General features: G+C 61.1%; 16 protein-coding genes and 2 pseudogenes. 12 read left to right on the top strand and 6 right to left on the bottom strand.

Going from position 1 to position 18,466, the window contains the following annotated elements:
- Positions 1-10: 10 nt before the first annotated feature.
- From BT264_RS19290 to BT264_RS19265, 6 genes and pseudogenes are all read left to right on the top strand, one after another.
- On the top strand, positions 11-1,324 hold the full coding sequence (locus BT264_RS19290) for a dicarboxylate/amino acid:cation symporter (protein WP_072439542.1): 1,314 nt from the start codon (positions 11-13) through the stop codon (positions 1,322-1,324).
- A 159-nt stretch (positions 1,325-1,483) separates the two neighbouring features.
- A pseudogene (locus tag BT264_RS19285) lies at positions 1,484-1,857 on the top strand (IS3 family transposase); the annotation flags it as partial.
- Positions 1,858-2,491: 634 nt separating this feature from the next.
- Positions 2,492-3,445 carry a LysR family transcriptional regulator gene (locus BT264_RS19280; RefSeq protein WP_072439544.1) on the top strand — a complete coding sequence of 318 codons (954 nt, stop codon included), beginning with the start codon at positions 2,492-2,494 and terminating at the stop codon, positions 3,443-3,445.
- A 63-nt stretch (positions 3,446-3,508) separates the two neighbouring features.
- Positions 3,509-4,918 carry an FAD-dependent tricarballylate dehydrogenase TcuA gene (gene tcuA / locus BT264_RS19275; RefSeq protein ID WP_072439546.1) on the top strand — a complete coding sequence of 470 codons (1,410 nt, stop codon included), beginning with the start codon at positions 3,509-3,511 and terminating at the stop codon, positions 4,916-4,918.
- Positions 4,905-6,113, top strand: a complete 1,209-nt coding sequence (gene tcuB, locus BT264_RS19270; RefSeq protein ID WP_072439548.1) for a tricarballylate utilization 4Fe-4S protein TcuB — start codon at positions 4,905-4,907, stop codon at positions 6,111-6,113. The genes tcuA and tcuB overlap by 14 nt, the downstream gene beginning before the upstream one ends.
- Positions 6,114-6,168: 55 nt before the next feature.
- Complete coding sequence (locus tag BT264_RS19265; RefSeq protein ID WP_072439550.1) at positions 6,169-7,488, top strand: MFS transporter; 1,320 nt, start codon at positions 6,169-6,171, stop codon at positions 7,486-7,488.
- 20 nt (positions 7,489-7,508) lie between these two features.
- Here BT264_RS19265 and BT264_RS38415 read toward each other — a convergent pair whose 3' ends face one another.
- Complete coding sequence (locus BT264_RS38415) at positions 7,509-7,868, bottom strand: hypothetical protein (protein ID WP_143155743.1); 360 nt, start codon at positions 7,866-7,868, stop codon at positions 7,509-7,511.
- 124 nt (positions 7,869-7,992) lie between these two features.
- Between BT264_RS38415 and BT264_RS19260 the strand changes: the two genes are divergently transcribed.
- Positions 7,993-9,072, top strand: a complete 1,080-nt coding sequence (locus BT264_RS19260) for a DUF1176 domain-containing protein (RefSeq protein ID WP_083534106.1) — start codon at positions 7,993-7,995, stop codon at positions 9,070-9,072.
- 436 nt (positions 9,073-9,508) lie between these two features.
- Here the strand turns inward: BT264_RS19260 and BT264_RS19250 are convergent, their stop codons facing one another.
- Positions 9,509-10,432, bottom strand: a complete 924-nt coding sequence (locus tag BT264_RS19250) for a recombination-associated protein RdgC (RefSeq protein ID WP_072439556.1) — start codon at positions 10,430-10,432, stop codon at positions 9,509-9,511.
- Positions 10,433-10,831: 399 nt separating this feature from the next.
- Here BT264_RS19250 and BT264_RS19245 point away from each other — a divergent pair, with 399 nt between their 5' ends.
- The 4 genes from BT264_RS19245 (at position 10,832) to BT264_RS19230 (ending at position 13,527) form a co-directional block, all read left to right on the top strand.
- Positions 10,832-11,713, top strand: coding sequence for an NmrA family NAD(P)-binding protein (locus BT264_RS19245; RefSeq protein ID WP_072439558.1), 882 nt, complete (start codon positions 10,832-10,834; stop codon positions 11,711-11,713).
- A 30-nt stretch (positions 11,714-11,743) separates the two neighbouring features.
- A complete protein-coding gene (locus BT264_RS19240) occupies positions 11,744-12,118 on the top strand; it encodes a hypothetical protein (protein ID WP_072439561.1) in 375 nt (124 codons plus the stop codon).
- A 72-nt stretch (positions 12,119-12,190) separates the two neighbouring features.
- On the top strand, positions 12,191-12,904 hold the full coding sequence (locus tag BT264_RS19235; RefSeq protein WP_072439563.1) for an SDR family oxidoreductase: 714 nt from the start codon (positions 12,191-12,193) through the stop codon (positions 12,902-12,904).
- Between the two features lie 161 nt (positions 12,905-13,065).
- A complete protein-coding gene (locus tag BT264_RS19230) occupies positions 13,066-13,527 on the top strand; it encodes a MarR family winged helix-turn-helix transcriptional regulator (RefSeq protein WP_072439565.1) in 462 nt (153 codons plus the stop codon).
- A 654-nt stretch (positions 13,528-14,181) separates the two neighbouring features.
- Here BT264_RS19230 and BT264_RS19225 read toward each other — a convergent pair.
- The 3 genes and pseudogenes from BT264_RS19225 to BT264_RS40015 all read right to left on the bottom strand — a co-directional run.
- Positions 14,182-15,339, bottom strand: a complete 1,158-nt coding sequence (locus BT264_RS19225; protein WP_072439567.1) for a DUF4382 domain-containing protein — start codon at positions 15,337-15,339, stop codon at positions 14,182-14,184.
- Positions 15,340-15,581: 242 nt separating this feature from the next.
- Positions 15,582-16,487 carry a helix-turn-helix transcriptional regulator gene (locus BT264_RS19220; RefSeq protein ID WP_072439832.1) on the bottom strand — a complete coding sequence of 302 codons (906 nt, stop codon included), beginning with the start codon at positions 16,485-16,487 and terminating at the stop codon, positions 15,582-15,584.
- Positions 16,488-16,576: 89 nt separating this feature from the next.
- A pseudogene (locus tag BT264_RS40015) lies at positions 16,577-16,753 on the bottom strand (aldo/keto reductase); the annotation flags it as partial.
- Between the two features lie 354 nt (positions 16,754-17,107).
- On the opposite strand from BT264_RS40015, the gene BT264_RS19210 reads away from it, so the two are divergent.
- Positions 17,108-17,320, top strand: coding sequence for a DUF1059 domain-containing protein (locus BT264_RS19210; protein ID WP_072439835.1), 213 nt, complete (start codon positions 17,108-17,110; stop codon positions 17,318-17,320).
- Positions 17,321-17,545: 225 nt separating this feature from the next.
- Here BT264_RS19210 and BT264_RS19205 read toward each other — a convergent pair whose 3' ends face one another.
- Positions 17,546-18,451, bottom strand: coding sequence for a LysR family transcriptional regulator (locus tag BT264_RS19205; protein WP_072439569.1), 906 nt, complete (start codon positions 18,449-18,451; stop codon positions 17,546-17,548).
- Positions 18,452-18,466 lie beyond the last annotated feature (15 nt).

Genomic DNA, 18,466 nt, shown 5'->3' with positions numbered 1-18,466 from the left:
GGAGACACTCATGAAATTTCCTCTTGCTGCACGCATTGTTGTCGGGATGGTGCTCGGCATCGCAACCGGCGTTGCCTGTCACGCGATGCTGCCCAACGCGGATGCAGCCAACCAGGTCGGCGGCTATTTCTCGCTTCTCGCCGACGTGTTTCTGCGCCTGGTCAAGATGATCATCGCGCCGCTCGTGTTCTGCTCACTCGTCATCGGTGTGACGAAGATCGGCGATGTGCGCGCGGTGGGCCGCATCGGGATCAGGACGCTGGGCTGGTTTCTCTTCGCGTCGTTCATCTCGCTCGCGCTGGGCGCGCTGATCGCCAACTGGTTGAAGCCCGGCAGCGCGCTCAACCTGCCGTTGCCCGCGATCAACGCCTCGACCGGGTTGAGCACGAGCGGGCTGTCGCCCAAGGAATTCGTGGTGCATCTAGTGCCCAGCAGCATTGTGGGGGCGATGGCGAACAACGAAATCCTGCAGATCGTGGTGTTCGCCGCCTTCTTCAGCGTCGGGCTTACGACGCTGGGTGACAAGGCGCAACTCGTCGTTCGCATGCTCGACCAGGTCGCTCACGTCATGCTGAAAGTGACCGGCTATGTGATGGCGCTCGCGCCTTTCGCGGTGTTCGGTGCGATCGCGAACGTCGTGACGACGCGCGGCGTGTCGGTTCTCGTAACCTTTGGCCGGTTCATGGGCGAATTCTACGGAAGCCTGATCGTGCTATGGCTTCTGATGGTATTGGCCGGTGGCGTGTTGTTCGGGCGCAGGGTATTTTCGCTTGTGCGTTTCATGCGCGTGCCGATGCTGATCGGCTTCAGTACGGCCAGCAGCGAGTCCGTTTATCCGAAGATGCTGGAACAACTGGTCCGTTTCGGTGTCCCCGAACGTATCGCGAGCTTCGTTTTGCCGATCGGTTATTCGTTCAATCTCGACGGCACGATGATGTACTGCACATTTGCCACGCTGTTCATTGCGCAGGCGTATGGCGTTCATCTGTCGTTCGTGCAGCAGTTGTCGATGCTTGCCATCCTGATGCTGACCAGCAAAGGCATGGCCGGGGTGCCGCGCGCCTCCTTGGTCGTCATCGCCGCGACACTGGGCCAGTTCAATATCCCCGAGGCCGGGCTGCTCCTTATCATCGGCGTTGATCATTTCCTGGACATGGGGCGCACGGCGACCAATGTGCTGGGTAATGCGGTCGCCTCGGCCGCCGTCGCGAAATGGGAAAACGTGCTCGCGCCGTCGTCCGCGGATGTTTCGGTCGATGATGCCGGCGGACATCACAAGGACGGGACTCGCTCGGACGACGAAGGGGCTATTGCGGGAGTGTGAGGTGCTGCTCCAACCACTCTATAAGCGTAGGCTGCCGAAAAGGCTGCGTTGTGATCTGCTGTGACGCTCGCCTTCCGCAGTGGCTAGAGCGTTGATTTTCACCGAGTCTTAACCCACCGGGGATGCGGACAAAATCGTGGACTACTTTGGAGGTAGTCCATGTATTCATACCAAGAACGCGTTCGGGCGGTCGAGTTGTATCTGCAACTCGGGGGGCGAAGCAAGGCGACCATTCGCCCGTTGGGTTATTTGACGAAGAATTCTCTGAAGGCGTGGTGTAACGAACTCGAGAAGAGCGGTGATCTGCAGCGGGGGTATGTTCGCGTAATGCCGATGTACTCCGAAGAATGAAAGTAGCACTCGGGCATTACGTCAACCACGGGCGCTGCTTCGCCTTCATCCTCAGGAGATTGGGCTATCCCTGTCGCCAGAAACTGTCGAAGTGGGTTCGCGAGCGCTATCCGGAGGCCAGGAAATGCGTGGTTGGCAAGGCCGGCCGACCAGCTGCTTCATTGGTGTCCGAGCAGGCTGCGGCATGCCGGGAAGCCGGACAAGTGGCGGAAGCCCTGACGCATTTGATGATGGCTCCCGTCAATGCTAGTCCCGCCGACTAGAGTTGTGAGCGGAGGTGGCGTGGGAGGCCACTTCCGCTATAGTGCTCGACCTATCTTGACGAAAATCGATCGATAGACCGCCACATCTTGGGAAGAATCAAGCCTATTAGCGAGTGCTCGTATTTCGTGTCAATTCAGCGGATTTTGCTCAACTTGTATGGCAAAATGAAGCGAGCAATCATGGCAGAATGTTTTGCAAGCCATTGATTTTATTTGCATATGCCGCTCAACTTTATTGACAAACGATACACGATCAAGACGAAGCCTTTGCGATTTCAGGCGTGGTTGATAGCGCAGGATATTCGCAGGACGCCTATCTGGCCAACTCGGTCAGGCGAGCGGCGGGTGCGGCTTGGAAGCGGTCGTTGCGGTAGAGGGAGCCTGAACGGCTGTTGAGGGTGGCGGATTCAACCGGGCCGTTGGAAGGTCATTCGAGAGTCCGTTTTCACGCCGGTCGCAGACGCTATAGGGGACGCGTTGCGGCGCCTATGCCGAGGATGGTCCGACGACGTTCTGTCAAAATACCCGCTTACTCCTCCTGACCGATCGCGGAATGGAACTCAGACAACTACGCTATTTTCTCAGCGCCGTGGAACACGGAAGCATGGGCAAGGCAGCGCTGGAACTCGGCGTGGTGACCTCGGCATTGAGTCAGCAGATCAGTCGTCTCGAAGGTGAACTGTCCACACGTCTGCTGCAACGCACCTCGGGCGGCGTCGTTCCAACCGACGCAGGTTTGGCGTTCTGGCGTCAGGCGCAACTCGCGCTGCGTCATATCGACGATGCCGCGCTCGCTGCACGCTCAGCCCGTCTGTCGGGCCATGTCAGCGTCGGCATGGCGCCGAGCACGGCGAGCGTGCTAGGTGTCGCATTCATGCAGGCCATGCGCTCGCGCTATCCCGATGTGCGGCTGCACATGGTCGAAAGTCTCTCCGGCTATCTTGCATCCATGCTCAGCGCGCGTCAGATCGATCTCGCCGTGCTGTTCCGCGAGGAGCCCGCACAACGCTGGAGCGTGCTGCCGCTGCTGGATGAGCGGCTGTTCCTGATCGGCGCGGGCGATCTCGATGGCATGCCGACGAGCGCATCCGTCCGGCTGAAAAATCTCGGCAGGCTTCCGCTCGTTCTTCCCAGCGGCACGCATGGGCTGCGTTCGCTGCTGTTATCAGCGTTCAGGCGCGCCGAATACGAGCCGAACATCGTCGCCGAAGTCGACGGCCTTGCACTCCTGATGGACTTCGTCCGCACCGGCATCGGCGCGACCATACAGCCTGGCGCGGCGCTCGCAAGGCCCGAGAACGTGATACTGACGAGCGTGCCCGTCGCGGATAAATACGCCACACGGCACAACATGCTCGCCAGCATCTCCGACGACGAACTGTCTCCCGCCGGTCTCGCTGCGCGCGTGGTGCTCGCCGATGTCGCCCGTCAACTGGTGCAGGAGGGGCGCTGGCCCGGTGCGCGGCTGCGGGAGCCTCGGCCTTCACATAAAGTGAAGACCCCTTGACGGCTGGCTGGTAGCGACGCGGGCACGAGACCTTTACGATTTGTCCAAAAGGAGACAAGTCTGATGGTCGATGTGCTCGTAATCGGAGGAGGCAATGCCGCGCTGTGTGCCGCATTGATGGCGCGCGAAGCGGGCGCCTCGGTCCTGCTTCTCGAATCCGCGCCGCGCGAATGGCGCGGCGGCAACTCGCAACACACGCGCAATCTGCGCTGCATGCACGATGCGCCGCAGGACGTTCTCGTCGATGCCTATCCGGAAGAGGAATTTTGGCAGGACCTGTTGAAAGTCACCGGCGGCATCACGAATGAGCATCTCGCGCGGCTGACGATCCGCGCGTCGTCGTCGTGCCGGCCGTGGATGCAGAAGCACGGCGTACGCTTCCAGCCGCCGCTGTCCGGCGCGCTGCACGTGGCCCGCACCAACGCGTTCTTCATGGGTGGCGGCAAGGCGCTCGTCAACGCGTATTACCGCAGCGCCGAAGCGCTCGGCGTCGATATCCGCTATGAAACACCCGTCGATTCGCTTGAACTTGACGGCAGCCTCTTTATCGCGGCGCGCAGCGGCAGCCGGCGCTTCGAGGCGCGCGCCTGCGTGCTGGCGGCAGGCGGTTTTGAATCAAATCGCGAATGGCTGCGCGAAGCGTGGGGGCAAAACGAGCGCGGCGAATGGCCCGCCGACAACTTCCTGATTCGCGGCACGCGCTTCAACAAGGGCGTGCTCATCAAGCATATGACCGACGCCGGTGCGGACATGACCGGCGACCCGTCGCAGTCACACTGCGTCGCCATCGATGCACGCGCGCCGCTGTATGACGGCGGCATCTGCACGCGCATCGACTGCGTGTCTCTGGGCGTCGTGGTGAATCGTGACGCCGAACGCTTTTACGACGAAGGCGAGGATTTCTGGCCGAAGCGCTATGCAATCTGGGGACGGCTCGTTGCGCATCAACCGGGGCAGATCGGCTATTCGATCATCGACTCGAAAGCAATCGGCCGCTTCATGCCGCCGGTGTTTCCGGGCGAAAAGGCCGATACGCTGCCGGAACTCGCGCGCAAGCTCGGGCTGCCGGAAGCGCGCTTCATGGAAACGCTCGCGCGCTATAACGACTCATGCCGCGACGGTACCTTCGACCACACCGCGCTCGACGACTGCCACACCGAAGGTCTCGCGCCGCCCAAGACGCACTGGGCGCGCCGCATCGAGACGCCGCCGTTTTACGGTTATGCGTTGCGGCCAGGCATCACGTTCACGTATCTCGGACTAAAGACCAATGACCGTGCGCAGGTTCACTTTGGCGGCAAAGCCAGTGAGAACCTGTTCGTGGCCGGCGAAATGATGGCCGGCAACGTGCTCGGTAAGGGCTATACAGCGGGCGTCGGCATGTCGATCGGCACGGCCTTCGGGCGCATCGCCGGGACGCAGGCCGCGCGCGCCGCACTCAAAACGACGGAGGCAACCAGTGCAGCAGTCTGACCCGCTCGCGCCCGAACGCATGCGCACGGCGTTATCGGTCGATACGAAAAAAACGTCGCACGGCAGCACGGCGCGCGTGATCCCCATTGTGCCGATGAGCGCCGGCGAAACCGAAGTGGCACGACAGATGCAGATCTGCAACGCCTGCCGCTACTGCGAAGGCTTCTGCGCCGTGTTCCCGGCCATGACGCGCCGCCTGGAATTCGGCAAGTCGGACGTCAACTATCTGGCGAATCTCTGCCACAACTGCGGCGCGTGCTATCACGCGTGCCAATACGCGCCGCCGCACGAATTCGGCGTGAACGTGCCGAAAGCGATGGCCGAAGTCCGGCTCGAAACCTACACCGAATACGCGTTTCCCGCGTCGTTCGGCGCGCTGTACAAACGCAACGGCCTGACTCTGTCGGTGGCACTGGCGGCCGGACTCGCGCTGTTTCTGCTGCTCGGTACGGCATTACACGGCGGCTTGTCGGGCGATGTCGCGCCAGCGAACTTCTACGCGATCTTCCCGCACAACCTGCTCGCGGCGATGTTTGGCATCGTTTTCCTGTTCGCCATTCTCGCGCTCGGCGTGGGCGTCACGCGTTTCTGGCGCGACGTGTCGGCAGGAACGGCGAGCGCGCCAGCCGTCGCGGAAGCGGCCAAGAACGCGCTGACGCTCAAGTACCTGGACGGCGGCCACGGCGACGGCTGCAACGAAGAGAGCGATGCCTTCACACTGGCGCGGCGTCGTTTCCATCACCTGACGTTCTACGGCTTCATGCTGTGCTTTGCAGCAACCGCAGTTGCGACGCTCTATCACTATGCATTCGGTCTGGAAGCGCCGTATCCGTTTCTGAGCGTGCCGGTGCTGCTGGGAACCGCGGGCGGCATTGGGCTGATTGCGGGGGCGGCGGGACTGCTGTGGCTGAACCTGAAACGCGTTCCGGAGCGGGGCGATGCCCGTCAGCGTCCGATGGACCGCGGCTTCATCGCGCTCCTGCTTCTGACGAGCGCATCCGGTCTCGCGCTGCTCGCGCTCCGCACGACCTCGGCGATGCCGTCGCTGCTCGCGATTCATCTTGGCATCGTGATGGCGCTGTTCGCCACGCTGCCTTACGGCAAGTTCGCGCACGGCATCTTCCGCTCGGCGGCGTTGCTCAAATCGTCGATAGAGAAGCGGCAACGCAACACACTGAGCCTCAGTTCGGATTAGCAGTCACTAGGGCGCCTTGGGCGCCCGTCACTATAGATAAGAAGCAGGAGACGCAATGAACCGCACAGAATCGATCGCCGCTACGTCCGGCGTTTCGCCCATGACGAGGGCCGCCGCCGTGTTGCGCGTGACCAGCGGCAATTTCATCGAACAGTTCGATTTCTTTCTGTTCGGCTTCTACGCGACATCGATCTCGAAGATCTTTTTCCCGTCCACCAGCGAGTTCGCCTCGCTGATGCTCGCCTTCGCGGTGTTCGGCGCGGGCTTTCTGATGCGTCCGCTCGGTGCGATCTTTCTCGGCGCGTATATCGACAAGGTCGGACGGCGCACCGGGCTGATCGTTACGCTGTCGATCATGGCGAGCGGCACCATTCTGATTGCCTGCGTGCCTGGGTACGCGACGATCGGCTTGCTCGCGCCGGCGCTCGTGCTGCTCGGGCGTCTGTTGCAGGGCTTCTCTGCGGGCGCGGAACTGGGCGGCGTGTCTGTCTATCTCGCGGAAATGGCGACGCCCGATAACAAGGGCTTTTACACGAGTTGGCAGTCGGCGAGCCAGCAGGTCGCCATCGTCCTGGCGGCGGCCATCGGTTACGGGCTGAACCAGTGGCTGTCCGCGCAGCAGATCGGTGCATGGGGCTGGCGCGTGCCGTTTTTCATCGGCTGCGCGATCGTGCCGTTCCTGTTCATGCTGCGCCGTTCGCTGCAGGAGACCGCAGCGTTCGAAGCGCGGCGGCATCATCCGCAGGCGCGCGAGATTTTTGCGATACTGCTCGGCAACTGGCGCACCGTCATCGGCGGCATGCTGCTGACGGCGATGACCACCACCACCTTCTATCTCATCACCGTCTATACGCCGACCTTCGGGAAGTCGGTGCTGAAGCTGTCCACCTCCGACAGCCTGATGGTCACGCTGCTTGTGGCTGCATCGAATTTCGTCTGGCTGCCGATCGGTGGTATGATTTCCGACCGCATCGGCCGCAAGCCGCTGCTGCTCGCCATTTCCATGCTGGCGATCTTCACGTCTTATCCGGCGCTGTCCTGGCTCTCCGATGCACCGAGCTTCGCGCGCATGCTGATCGTTCTGCTGTGGTTCTCGTTCTTCTTCGGCATGTATAACGGCGCGATGGTCGCCGCGCTCACCGAAGTGATGCCGGTCGAAGTGCGCGTCGCGGGCTTCTCGCTGGCGTTCAGTCTCGCGACGGCGCTGTTCGGCGGCTTTACGCCGGCGGTATCGACGTATCTGATTCAGGTCCTGCATGACAAGGCCGCACCAGGCTACTGGCTGAGCTTCGCTGCGCTCTGCAGCTTGTGTGCGACGCTCAGGCTGTACCGTCGCCGCGCGGGCAGCAACGCGTCGGCGGCATCGTCGGCCTGATAGCGATTGCATCGGCCCGTTTACGTAACCCCGGCGTTGCACCGGGCTTTCGCGTTCTCAGCGGCGACAAGAAGGGTCAGCTTGCGCAGCAACGCAGGCCACTCCATCTTGCCGTAAGAGCGGCGCGTCTGTGGTTGATTGCTCATGTGCCCGGCACGCAGATTATGGGCTGACAGCCTATTCGACTGACCAACGAGTGGGCTTGCCGGGAATTTTTCATCTGCATGTCGGCAAACGATCATCGGAACGTGCGGCTGGCATTGGCCGCATATATCGATCACCTGTTGACGGACTGATTTTACCGGCTCACATGCCAATGGCTGAGCGATTCCATCAAGCTGTTGCATCGACCGGTTGAATCCGCCGTCGGCAACAGCCATATATCAAACATCTGCTTTGGATTCGTTGCTTGCCTCGATTCAAGGGTTGCCGCACCGAGTTACGTTGATTGATGGCACATCACTTTCGCTACGATGCGCTTCATATTCTCCTCAGTAAAACTACATGAAAAATCGTGCCATTGAGACGTGCGCAATGCTCATTGCTGTTTTCGCTGGCGCGGCCGTTTCCCTCGTCGCCAGAGCAGCTCCTCCTCGGGAAGTCGGCGCACCCAGCTACGACACCTATAAGTCATGGTTGGTCGCCTGCGACAACGCCTTGACCTGCGAGGCGAAGGGTTTCGCAGACGGTGGCGAATCCAGCGCAGACTTGCGCTTCATTCGCGCGGCCGGGCCAAGCAGTTCGCTCGAAGCACGGCTAAATGTCGTAACCAACGACAGCATCGATCTCGGTGACCTGCGTGTTGATGGAGAGCCGCTGCGGCTGGACGAGTCGGCCTGGCGTGTCGACTACGCCAACAATGTGGCGACTTTGTCGGCAACGCGGCCGGCGGCCGTGGCAGCCTTCGTATCCCGGCTTCGCAATGGCACAAAGCTTCAGTTCGGTTCGGAGGCAAGCGCTTATATTCCTCTCGATGGCATGGTCGCCGCGCTGTTGCGCATCGATGATCGACAGGGACGAATCGGGGGTGTTACCGCACTGATCCGCAAGGGCCCTGCACCGGCCTCCCGAGTCACACTCGCACCGTCACTACCGGTCGTACCGACACGGAAGATCGTTTCGCAGTTGCCCGATCAAGAGGAAAAGAGCCTGATCACGCGCACGAAACATATCCGGGACGCCAGTAGTTGCGAGAACAATGCGTCAAAGTATCTCGAAGAAGCGGCGTATGCGCTCAACACACAGAAGGCGTTGGTTTTTCTCCCATGCATTCAGGGAGCCTACCAAGGATCATCGGACGTGTTCATCACGCCGCGCATTGGTGGAGGAGCACCGGAGCCCATCAAGCTGAGAGATCCTGCGGGGGAAGTTTTAGACTCCTCACTGTTCGAACCGAGCTTTGACCCTGCTACCGGCGTCCTATCGACTTTTGCCAAGGGTCGCGGGCTGGCTGATTGCGGTTTTCGAGCCGAATGGATCTGGGATGGTCAGGCATTTCAGATTTCGGCTGCGTCGCAGCAGAATACCTGTGGTGGTGTTGGGCCCGGTGACTGGCCCACACTCTATCGGTCGCGAAAGAGGTAAAGAAACACCTATGTTCCCGCAGGCGCCTTCGATCTCGGTTGCGAGCGCGGCGCGTATGTCCGCGCCACGATCTGGCCTCAGTGAGGCATCAGCGGCAGGAACGGCTGATGGCCCTCTGGCGTACTTTCTCCATGAACATGGGCATATCAAAGACCGGGAGATCGTCATCGAACAGGAGCGGTTGATGCAACCACCGTCTCCAGACGTCATCAAAGTGTGCTCGACATTGACGACGGCAAAGTTTCGCGATTGATGACCGGATATGGCGCTAAGGTCGCGCGGTCGATGGATCTGGAAGTTTGACGAGAAGGGCCGCTCCGAGTCGCGAGCGCCCAGCCGCGACCCGCCGCCAGCGCGGCGCCGGTCCTCCTCGAAATGTCGCGTCAGCGCGAAGCCTCGCCGTCGCGGCGCGATGATCCTCGACCGCCGACGGAGTTCAGGCTGCCGCCGCCTTATGAATCGAGTCGTGCTGATCGCCACCCAAGATATCGACGAGACTGGTCAGCATCCGCCCCAATTCACCCGTCATCAGCGTGACATCCGAGTCGAAGCGTTCATCGTCGTTCTGCGCGGTGGGGTCCGTCGCCTCCTTGATCACGTCGAGCGGCGTGACACGCTTGATCGTCAGCGACGGTGTCAGCACGAAGGAGATCCGGTCATCCCAGGTCATCGCGAAGCGCATGCATTGTTTGCCGGCCTCGATGTGCCGGCGCATGTCGTTCGCTTCCAGCGCGTGGCCGACGTATCGCACCGTGGCGCCGCCTTCGCCGCTCGAGCGCAACTCGGCGTCCTGGTCCACGGTGAATCCGCCCGGCGCCTCGCCGGACAGCAGCCAATCCGTCATCGCGGCGACCGGCGAAAGCGCCACATGAACGCCGGCGAGCGGCAACTGATCGATCGATTTGACGAGCAGGCCGCGAACGTCGTCGGCAAGAGCCTGTGCAGCCGCATCGATGACGAGCCAGCCGTTCACCGTATCGATCCACACGCGGGTATCGCGGCGAATGGTGAACGCGCGCGGCAGCAGTTCGTCGGTAACCTGCTCCTTGAGTTCGCGCAGCTGTTTTCGCCCCACCTTGAAGCCCTGCTGCTCCTCGACTTCAAGCGCCCGGGCCTTGGTCACCTGATTGACGACCGACGCCGGGAGCAGCTTCTTTTCGGCACGAAACAGCAGCAGCATCTGCCGGTTGATCGAATACACAAGCGCGCCGTCGTCACGCGGCGACGCCCATCCGAAGGTCTGCATCTCGACACTGCTGCCCGGTTGAAACGCGTGGGGCGCCAGCCATTTTTCCATCTGATCGGGGGTAACGGCCCAAGGCGCCGGAAGACGATGAAGCTGAAGATTTTTGAACCACATAGGAGTACGGGCAAAGCGCACCATTCTATATGACGATGACGCATCCAGGCCATGAAGCGCCATTCATCCAGGCCGCCGCGTGGATATTCGTGCGACCGCTCCGCCCCTGTGAACCGCCGTTCGACCGTGAACGATGTGCGTCGCGTCGTCGGCCATAACGGACGTTCGGCTGTCGCCGTGCGCGAGGCTCACGTGCTTTGCCCGCAACTTCGGGGCATGGCGGTAGCCAGACAGCCCGTCGATCCGTCCCCCCAATGCCTTCGGCCCGATAAAGCATAGCGTTCCCAGGGGGCGCGACATCCCGTCCAGCGCGGACAAGAATGCCTTGACAATTGAAGCATATGCTCCTATCTTGGTTGCAAGAGAGCATATGCTCTTATTTCCAAATGGAGCCAAACCATGAACCAGGCCGAAATACTTGTGAGCGGTGCAACCGGACGGACCGGAGGTATCGCTATCGACGAATTGCTCAAGATGGGCAGGCGCGTGCGCGCATATGTGCGCACGGACGACGATCGGGCGGCCGCCCTGAGGCAGCGCGGAGTCGATATCGCCGTTGGAGACTTCACCGACATCAATGACATCCGTGCAGCGATGGAAGGAATCCGATCGGCCTATTTTCTCCATCCGATCGCGCCGGGAATCATCGGGGCTGCTGCTTATTTCGCGCAGGCCGCAAAGGAGGCGGACGTCAAGGCGATCGTCAACATGTCGCAGATTTCCGCGCGCCGGGAGTCGAAAAGCCACGCGGCCCAGGATCACTGGGTTTCCGAGCGGGTCTTCGATTGGTCGGGCGTTCCGACTACCCATCTGCGCCCCACGTTCTTTGCCGATTGGCTCGTCTATCCGCATTTTGCGAAGGAGATCTGGGCCCGGAAAAAGATTGAATTTCCCTTTGGCAATGGCCGTCACGCACCCATCGCCACTGATGATCAGGGGCGGGTTATCGCCCATGTCCTGGCCAACCCCGAAGGCCACGAGGGCAAGATCTATACGCTCCATGGTCCCGTCGAGATGAACCATACCGAGATCGCCGCGGCGATGAGTGAGGCTCTCGGAGCCCGGATCGAATACGAGCCAAGTTCCATCGAGGAGTTTCGGATCAAGATGGAAAATCTCTACAAATTTCCACCGTTCCTCACGCAGCATCTGGTCGAGGTTGCTCAGAACTACCGTGACGGCGTATTCGCGGGTACCAACGATGTCATCGAGAAAATTACCGGAAAGCCGCCACTCTCGGTCCAGCAGTTCATTACTCGGAATCGAGCCGTATTCGCGTGAGCACGACCCCAAACGAGTCGAGGTTTGAAAATGGCACACACTCAAGACGAGCGTCACCCGTTTCTGGACGATCTAACAACTGATGCAGAGTTGGTCAGCTCGGTGTTGCGTGGCCCCGTATCAGGGCGCGACGAAATCCGGCTGGCAGTCAACGCCGTCGGAACGTTCTACGCCTCGCAGACGCCCACATTTGTTCAGGCTGTCGGTTCACGGCTCTTTCTCGAGTACGAGGCCGTTCTGACGAGCGGCGAGAACCTGAGTGCGGTCGTCGTCGTCGACCACAACTCCGACGGATCAGTGCCGCGCGTTAGCGTGCGGATGAGCCCGCTTGACGCTGTGCTGACTCTCGCTGCCCATCTGCGGGTGGCACTTTCAAAGCAGCTTCCGGAAAACCTTTTTCTTTGAACCAGGCGCCCGCAGGCCTGCGGAGGAAGATGCATCTCCGCGGAGCGCGGGGCTTTAAAAAAGGAGCTTGTCATGGAAATCAAGAACGCCACCGTCTTTATCACCGGCGCCAATCGCGGCCTGGGCCTGGCTTTTGCTCGAGAGGCACGTCGTCGCGGGGCGACGAAAGTGTACGCGGGCATGCGCAACACGAATGGCTTTGAAGAGCCGGGCATTGTGCCGGTCAAGATCGATGTTACGGATACGGCGTCGATCGCTGCAGCCGCGAAACAGGCGGCGGATACGACTCTGCTGATCAACAACGCGGGCATAGCTGCGCTGATCGACGGGCCCATGGCGGCCGACGTCGAAGCGCAATCCACTCGCATGTTCGATACCAACTACTACGGCGTAGTGCGCGTCACGCAGGCCTTCGAGCAGATATTGGCGGCCAAGCGGCATGCGGCGATCATCAACGTGCTTTCCGACATCGTGTGGCTTCCGCGGCCGTATCTGACGCCGTATGCGGCGTCAAAGGCTGCAGCATGGAGTTATACGAACCAGCTTCGGTTTCATCTGCATGAGCGTGGCATCCAGGTTCTCGGCCTGCACGTCGGATTCGTGGATACCGACCTGACCAATGGCATTGACGTGCCTAAAGCCAGCCCCGAGGATGTTGTGCGGCAGACCTATGACGCTCTCGCCGCCGGCAAGAGCGAGGTTATGGCCGACGAGGGTACAGCGGTGCTAAAGAGTACGCTGTCGGCTGACGTGCCGGGCTATATTACTCCGCCGGAAGGGCTTTAAACGCCGCAGATGACGAGAGTCGGCTACCGGGGCGAGACTTGAGGCGCGCAGATTACCGGGGCGCCAACGTTTTCAGTGTCGACTTTCATCGAAAGATACCGCCGTACTTCGCGCGTGCGCGTAGCATTCCGGCAATCAAAAGAAATGAGGAGTGGAACCAGATGTTGCCGTTCGACCAGCCGCTTGGAATCGATCAATGCAACTGCTTCGCAGTGAGGAAGGCGAGCAGGCAGATATCCCGCCTCTACGATAGCCATCTCGAGCCGGCGGGCCTGCGCATTACGCAATTCCTCACCCTGGCCGCACTGGACGAGGTGGGAAGTGCCGCGGTCAACGCCCTTGCCGAACGGCTCGATATCGAACGGACGGCGATGGGGAAGATGGTTGGCTTCCTTGAGCGCGACGGCTTCGTCGCGATCAAGCCCTCGCCCACGGACGGTCGAAGCCGCGTTGTTGAGCTCACCGAAGAAGGGCGGCGCCTGCACAAAAAAGCGGTCCCGCTATGGCGGGAAGCGCAGCGGGAGTTCGAGCAGTTGAACGGCGTAGAGAATGTCGCGGCGCTACGGGAGGGGCTTAGAGGAGTGGTCGTCGGCGATGTGACGGTACGCCCCCCCGGGGACTGACGGTCCACAAGAATTGCCACAAACGCACGAGACCGCTGCTGCCCGGGACGATAGGAAGTGACGAGGCGTCGACAAACACGAATGCGGCATGGACGGATTGAATCCGCACTTGCTTGCAGCCGCTGATTTCGGGTCGAGAGTCCGGAGTGGGGCGGAGGTCGCCTCTCGCAGACGTCGGCAGCCGGCGGCGGTACCGGCCGACCCCCAGAAGGGTGAGCTCAGGTCCTGGCGTAGGTTTGTGCGCCGAGCCTTGTCAGAGAGGCCGCAGGTACTGCCACATTACTCGCGAGTGGCTTGCAGTGTATCGGGTAACAGGATAGTCATCGGTCAGACGTAAAGCTGCTTTGGCTTCCCGAGTTTATCTGCGGCTCTGATCCGGTCCATCGGCGCAGATCGGATAAAAGAAAGGCCCGCGTTTGTGCGGGCCTCGCATCAGCAATTACCTTTCTTCGCTTGTCCGGGCGGGCAGAAACCGTTCCCCGGACCGCCTTGCGGCGCGACCACTACCGGCGGACCGGGAACGTAAGCCACGCACCCGCTGAGTGCACCGATCATGCTCGCCGCAGCAAGCAACGCGATAACCCCTTTTTTCACTTCGTTCTCCCGTTTGAGGGGAAAGGGCTGTTCGGCCCTTTCCGTTATGCCGTTGAACCGTCAGAAATTGAAATTGACGTTCGTTTGGCTAGTCGTTGCATTGACGTTCGTCGATTGCGTTGCGCCCGACGCTGCGTCCGCTTCGATCGTATATTGGCCCGCCGACGCCGGCGCCGCAGCCAGCGTGACCGGCAGCGAACCGGAGTACGTGCCGACGATCGGCGCGGCCGTCGGCACCGACAGCGCGTACGCGCCCGTGTCCAGGTTTGCGTTGATCGACGTGATCTCGTATGCGTTTGCATCGATCGTCTGCAGTGCGCGCACCAGCGCGTTCGCGCTCGCCGTCACCGTGCCGCTGACCGTGCTCATCGTCGAAGCAGGCAGCGTGATCGGCAGGTTCGACGTCGACACGGCCGTGCTCGTGTTCACGACAACCGGCACCGAGCGGACGACACCCGACGCGACGTTGTTCTGCACGATCACGACGTCGTAATTGCCCTGCGTCGAGCTCTGGATCAGCGGCGACAGCACGAACTTGCCGCTGCTATCGGCCACCGTGCCGCGCACGACCTTGCCACGCTGCTCGGCATAGACCGTTGCGCCCGCTTCGGCCTGTGCGACGTAGCCGGAAATCGCGCCGCTCACGACCGTCGGCGTTGCCGTCACGACCGGCTTGAGTGCATAGGTGCCGTTGCCGCGCTGCACGATCGATTTGCACGCGTTGAAATCGAGCACGAGGTCGACGAGCGTGTTCGGTTGGACCGTGAACGGCGAGATGATCTTGTAGCCGCTTTGCGTCGCGCTCGGCGTCGCGAGCGCCTGCTCGCTGCCGCCCGTCGGAACGACCGAGTTCGCGAGCGTGTTGCCCTGGTTCTGCGCGAGCACGAGGCGTACCTGCTGGTACTGGCCGGCCGGCAGCGCGGTCTGGCCGAGATCGGCGAGTGCGCCGTTGGTCAGCGACAGCAGGTCGATCTTTTGCGGCGCCGGCAGCGTGATCGTCGACCAGCCTCCGTCGTTGTCGCCCGCGTTCGAACTGGCGTTCACGCGCACCTGCGACACGGTGACGAACACATGATCGAAGCCGCACGACGGTGCGTCGGTCATCGCGACATGCAGCGTGCCGTTCTGCACGCTGCCGCCGTCGTCTCCGCCGCCGCAGCCGGCAAGAACGAACGGCACGAGCGCAGCGCAAAAGGCACTTTTAAAGAGCTTATTCATTGTCACCCCCCATGGGTGTTATTGTGAGTAACCGAAGAATAGCGTCGCTTCAGCCTACTATTTGGGCATCTTTGAAACGAACGGTAACTTTTGGTTCTATCGGTAAATCGTCCGCGAGATTGATGTCGCGTCAGGGGAGTGAAGCGGAACAGGGCGGCGATTATCGAGGGAGCGTGCGCAATGCAGGCGGCACGGGACAAAGCGATTGCGACGCGGAAGTAGTTAGTACCGCGGTGCTTAAATCAACGGTTGTCCGCACGCCACTGACGAGGTGTGACACCGGTCAGGCGCATGAATGTCCTCGTGAAATGGCTCTGGTCCGCAAAGCCGCACAAATCCGAGATCATGTTCAGAGGCATGGGGGACGTGCGCATGTACTTTTTTGCCAGTTCTACGCGTTGATTGATCAGCCAGCGATGCGGAGGCAGTCCCGTGGTCTGATGAAAGGCCTTGACGAAATGACTGCGAGACAGACCGCAGGCCTTCGCCACATCGACAAGCGAAATTTTTCCGTTGAGGTGTTCGAACAGGAGTCCTTTTGCCTGACGCTCCTGCCACGGCGTGAGTTTGCCGGTCTGCCTTTCCCGCTGCTCGCCGATACCGCCGTACTGACGTGCGATATGCGTCTGGAAAGCGAGCGCGACTTGGTCGATGAAGAGTTGCGACGCATGCTCGGGCTGCGCCAACGCGGGCAGCAATGATTGTCCGAGGTGATGGACGATCGGGTCGGTTGCGCTCAAGTGCGGCGGCAAATAAAGCTGCGGTCGTCGCCGGCCGCCGATTTCATCGGCCGTTTCCTCCAGCGTTCGGCGAGGCAGATGGAAGTGGAGGCAGTCGAACGCCCCCTTCAGATCCGCCACCCACCTGCGGTCGAGGTCGTGAATCGTCACGGTCCCTGCGTTGTAGGGGACGAAGCGAGCCGCACGTCCGTCAAGCCACAATTCCTGTTCGCCGAAAGCGCGCAATTGCAACACGATGAGATCGGCGTCTTCGAGGTCATAGGGCGCAGTCCGACCCATATTTCTTCGTGCCGTCTTCAGCCGACTGATACCGATCTGCGCGGACGGCAATGTTTGGGTGACGACGGTTTGCCTCACGTCGGCCGGAATGAACTCGGAGGAGGCGTTGTCCGACGGTGCAGTAGCCATAAAATCGGTGAGAAGGTCAAGGACGAGACCCTGCAGTCTACCCAATCGAAATTACGGTTGTTTGGCCGGACGGCCGCCGCGATTGCGCATCAGAGGCCGAGATTCCGTTCGCTCATCCACTTCACGATCGCCGGATCGCGATGGGAGAAGAGGCTGCATTAATCAGACAATTAGAAGTCGAAGACGGCCAGGTTTTCCAGCATCCGCTCCTTTCGCACGGACTTCGCCAGAACGACGATTCCACGCTGTACCAGCCAGCGCTGCACGCCACCCGGCCGTCTACGGCCATCGACCCGCACTTTCGGACTGCCATTCAAACGTCGCTTCCGCCCGGACCGCGGACTTTCGTGTGCGGATTTCGTCAGTCATGTAGTCGACCGTTGATTACATCCCTGCTTCATTCCCGGCCGCAGACGGCACCTGCGGCACGGCGTGCGGGCGACGCACGCGGAACGTCGTGAATTTCGATGCGTTACCGCGAATTCATTGCACGCGACCTATACTTTCAAAATCATTTCGTCCGCGACAAGGAGGCGCAATCGTGCCTATATGCTTCGCGCGGCATCCCGCGCGGTCATCCACGCAAGACCCATGACTACTGTCGTATGAGGAAGGACATCATGACGCGCAAATACATCGATTGCCGGGAATTCCCGAGCGAAATGAATTGTTCCGTTGCGCTATCCGCGGATTCCGAAAACGAATTGCTCGAGGCGGCCGTACAGCATGCGGTCGCGGTTCACAAGCATGCCGATTCGCCGGAGCTGCGTTCACAGCTGAAAGCGCTATTTCATGACGGCACACCACCCGTTGAAACACCGCGTCAAGCGTAACGCCGGCGCGACGGATCGAAGAGCGGCGACCACCTCGCGACGGCCATCTGCCAACCACGTATTGGCATTGACCGTAGCTGCGCATCTTGCCGAAATCTTCTTCTGAATGTGGTCCATGGGGCGGCTATCGGAGTTCGGCTGTCGTGCGAATACCTCGCTGCCGGGCCGAACTCGTACTTCCGCGTTCGGCCATTTTCTGCCCCGTCGAGCCGCTACACGTGACGGTTAATCGAAATACGGCTCCAATACCCCCTCGATCCAATCCATGAAAGCCCGGACGCGTGGCGACAGGTTGCGCCGATGGGCCACGACGAGCGACGCGGTGAGCGGCTCGGGACGCAAGTCGGGCAGAACCTCCACCAGCGCGCCGCTTTCGATGTGATGCGCGAGCGCCGAATATCCCGCCTGGATCAACCCGATGCCCGCAAGCCCGGCGGCATGATAGGTCTGCACACTGTTGACCTGCATCGCGCTCGGCAACGGAAGCGACGCATACCCGTCGCCGTCCGGGTATTCCCATCCGGCATGCCGGGCGCCGAGTGTCAGCGTGTAGTGAACCATCCGGTGCCCCTGGCTGCGCAGATCGTCGAGCGTATGCGGCATGCCGTACCGTGCCAGATAGCTCGGGCTCGCCGCATTGGTCATGCGCAGCTTGCCCAGCGGTCGGGCAATCAGCGTCTCGTCGACGATCGGACCCAGACGGATCACGCAATCGAACCCTTCCTGGACGAGATCGACACGCCGATCGGTGCTGGAAAGTTCCAGTTCCAACTCCGGATGTGCCGCCATCAGTTGCGGCAGGGCGGGAACCACGACGCTTCGTGCCAACTCGGTGGGCATGTCGACGCGCAACCTTCCCCGCAGCGGTGTGCCATGACCCGAGAACATCGATTGCAACTCCTGTACTTCGGCCAGCAGGTCCCGTGCGCGCAGATAAAAGACGCGTCCGTCTTCAGTAAGCTGCACGCTGCGCGTGGTCCGATGCAACAGCGCCACGCCGACATCCCGCTCGAGTCCGCGGATCACCATCGACACACGCCCCTTCTGAATTCCGAGGCTTTCGGCCGCACGCGTGAAGCTCGTCATTTCGGCGACACGGGCAAAGATCAAAAGCGCGTCGAGGTTTTGCATTGTTCACCCAGGGAG

Source organism: Burkholderia sp. NFPP32, assembly GCF_900119325.1.
Classification (GTDB): Bacteria; Pseudomonadota; Gammaproteobacteria; order Burkholderiales; family Burkholderiaceae; genus Burkholderia; species Burkholderia pyrrocinia_C.
This window is presented reverse-complemented; position numbering and strand designations above follow the sequence as displayed.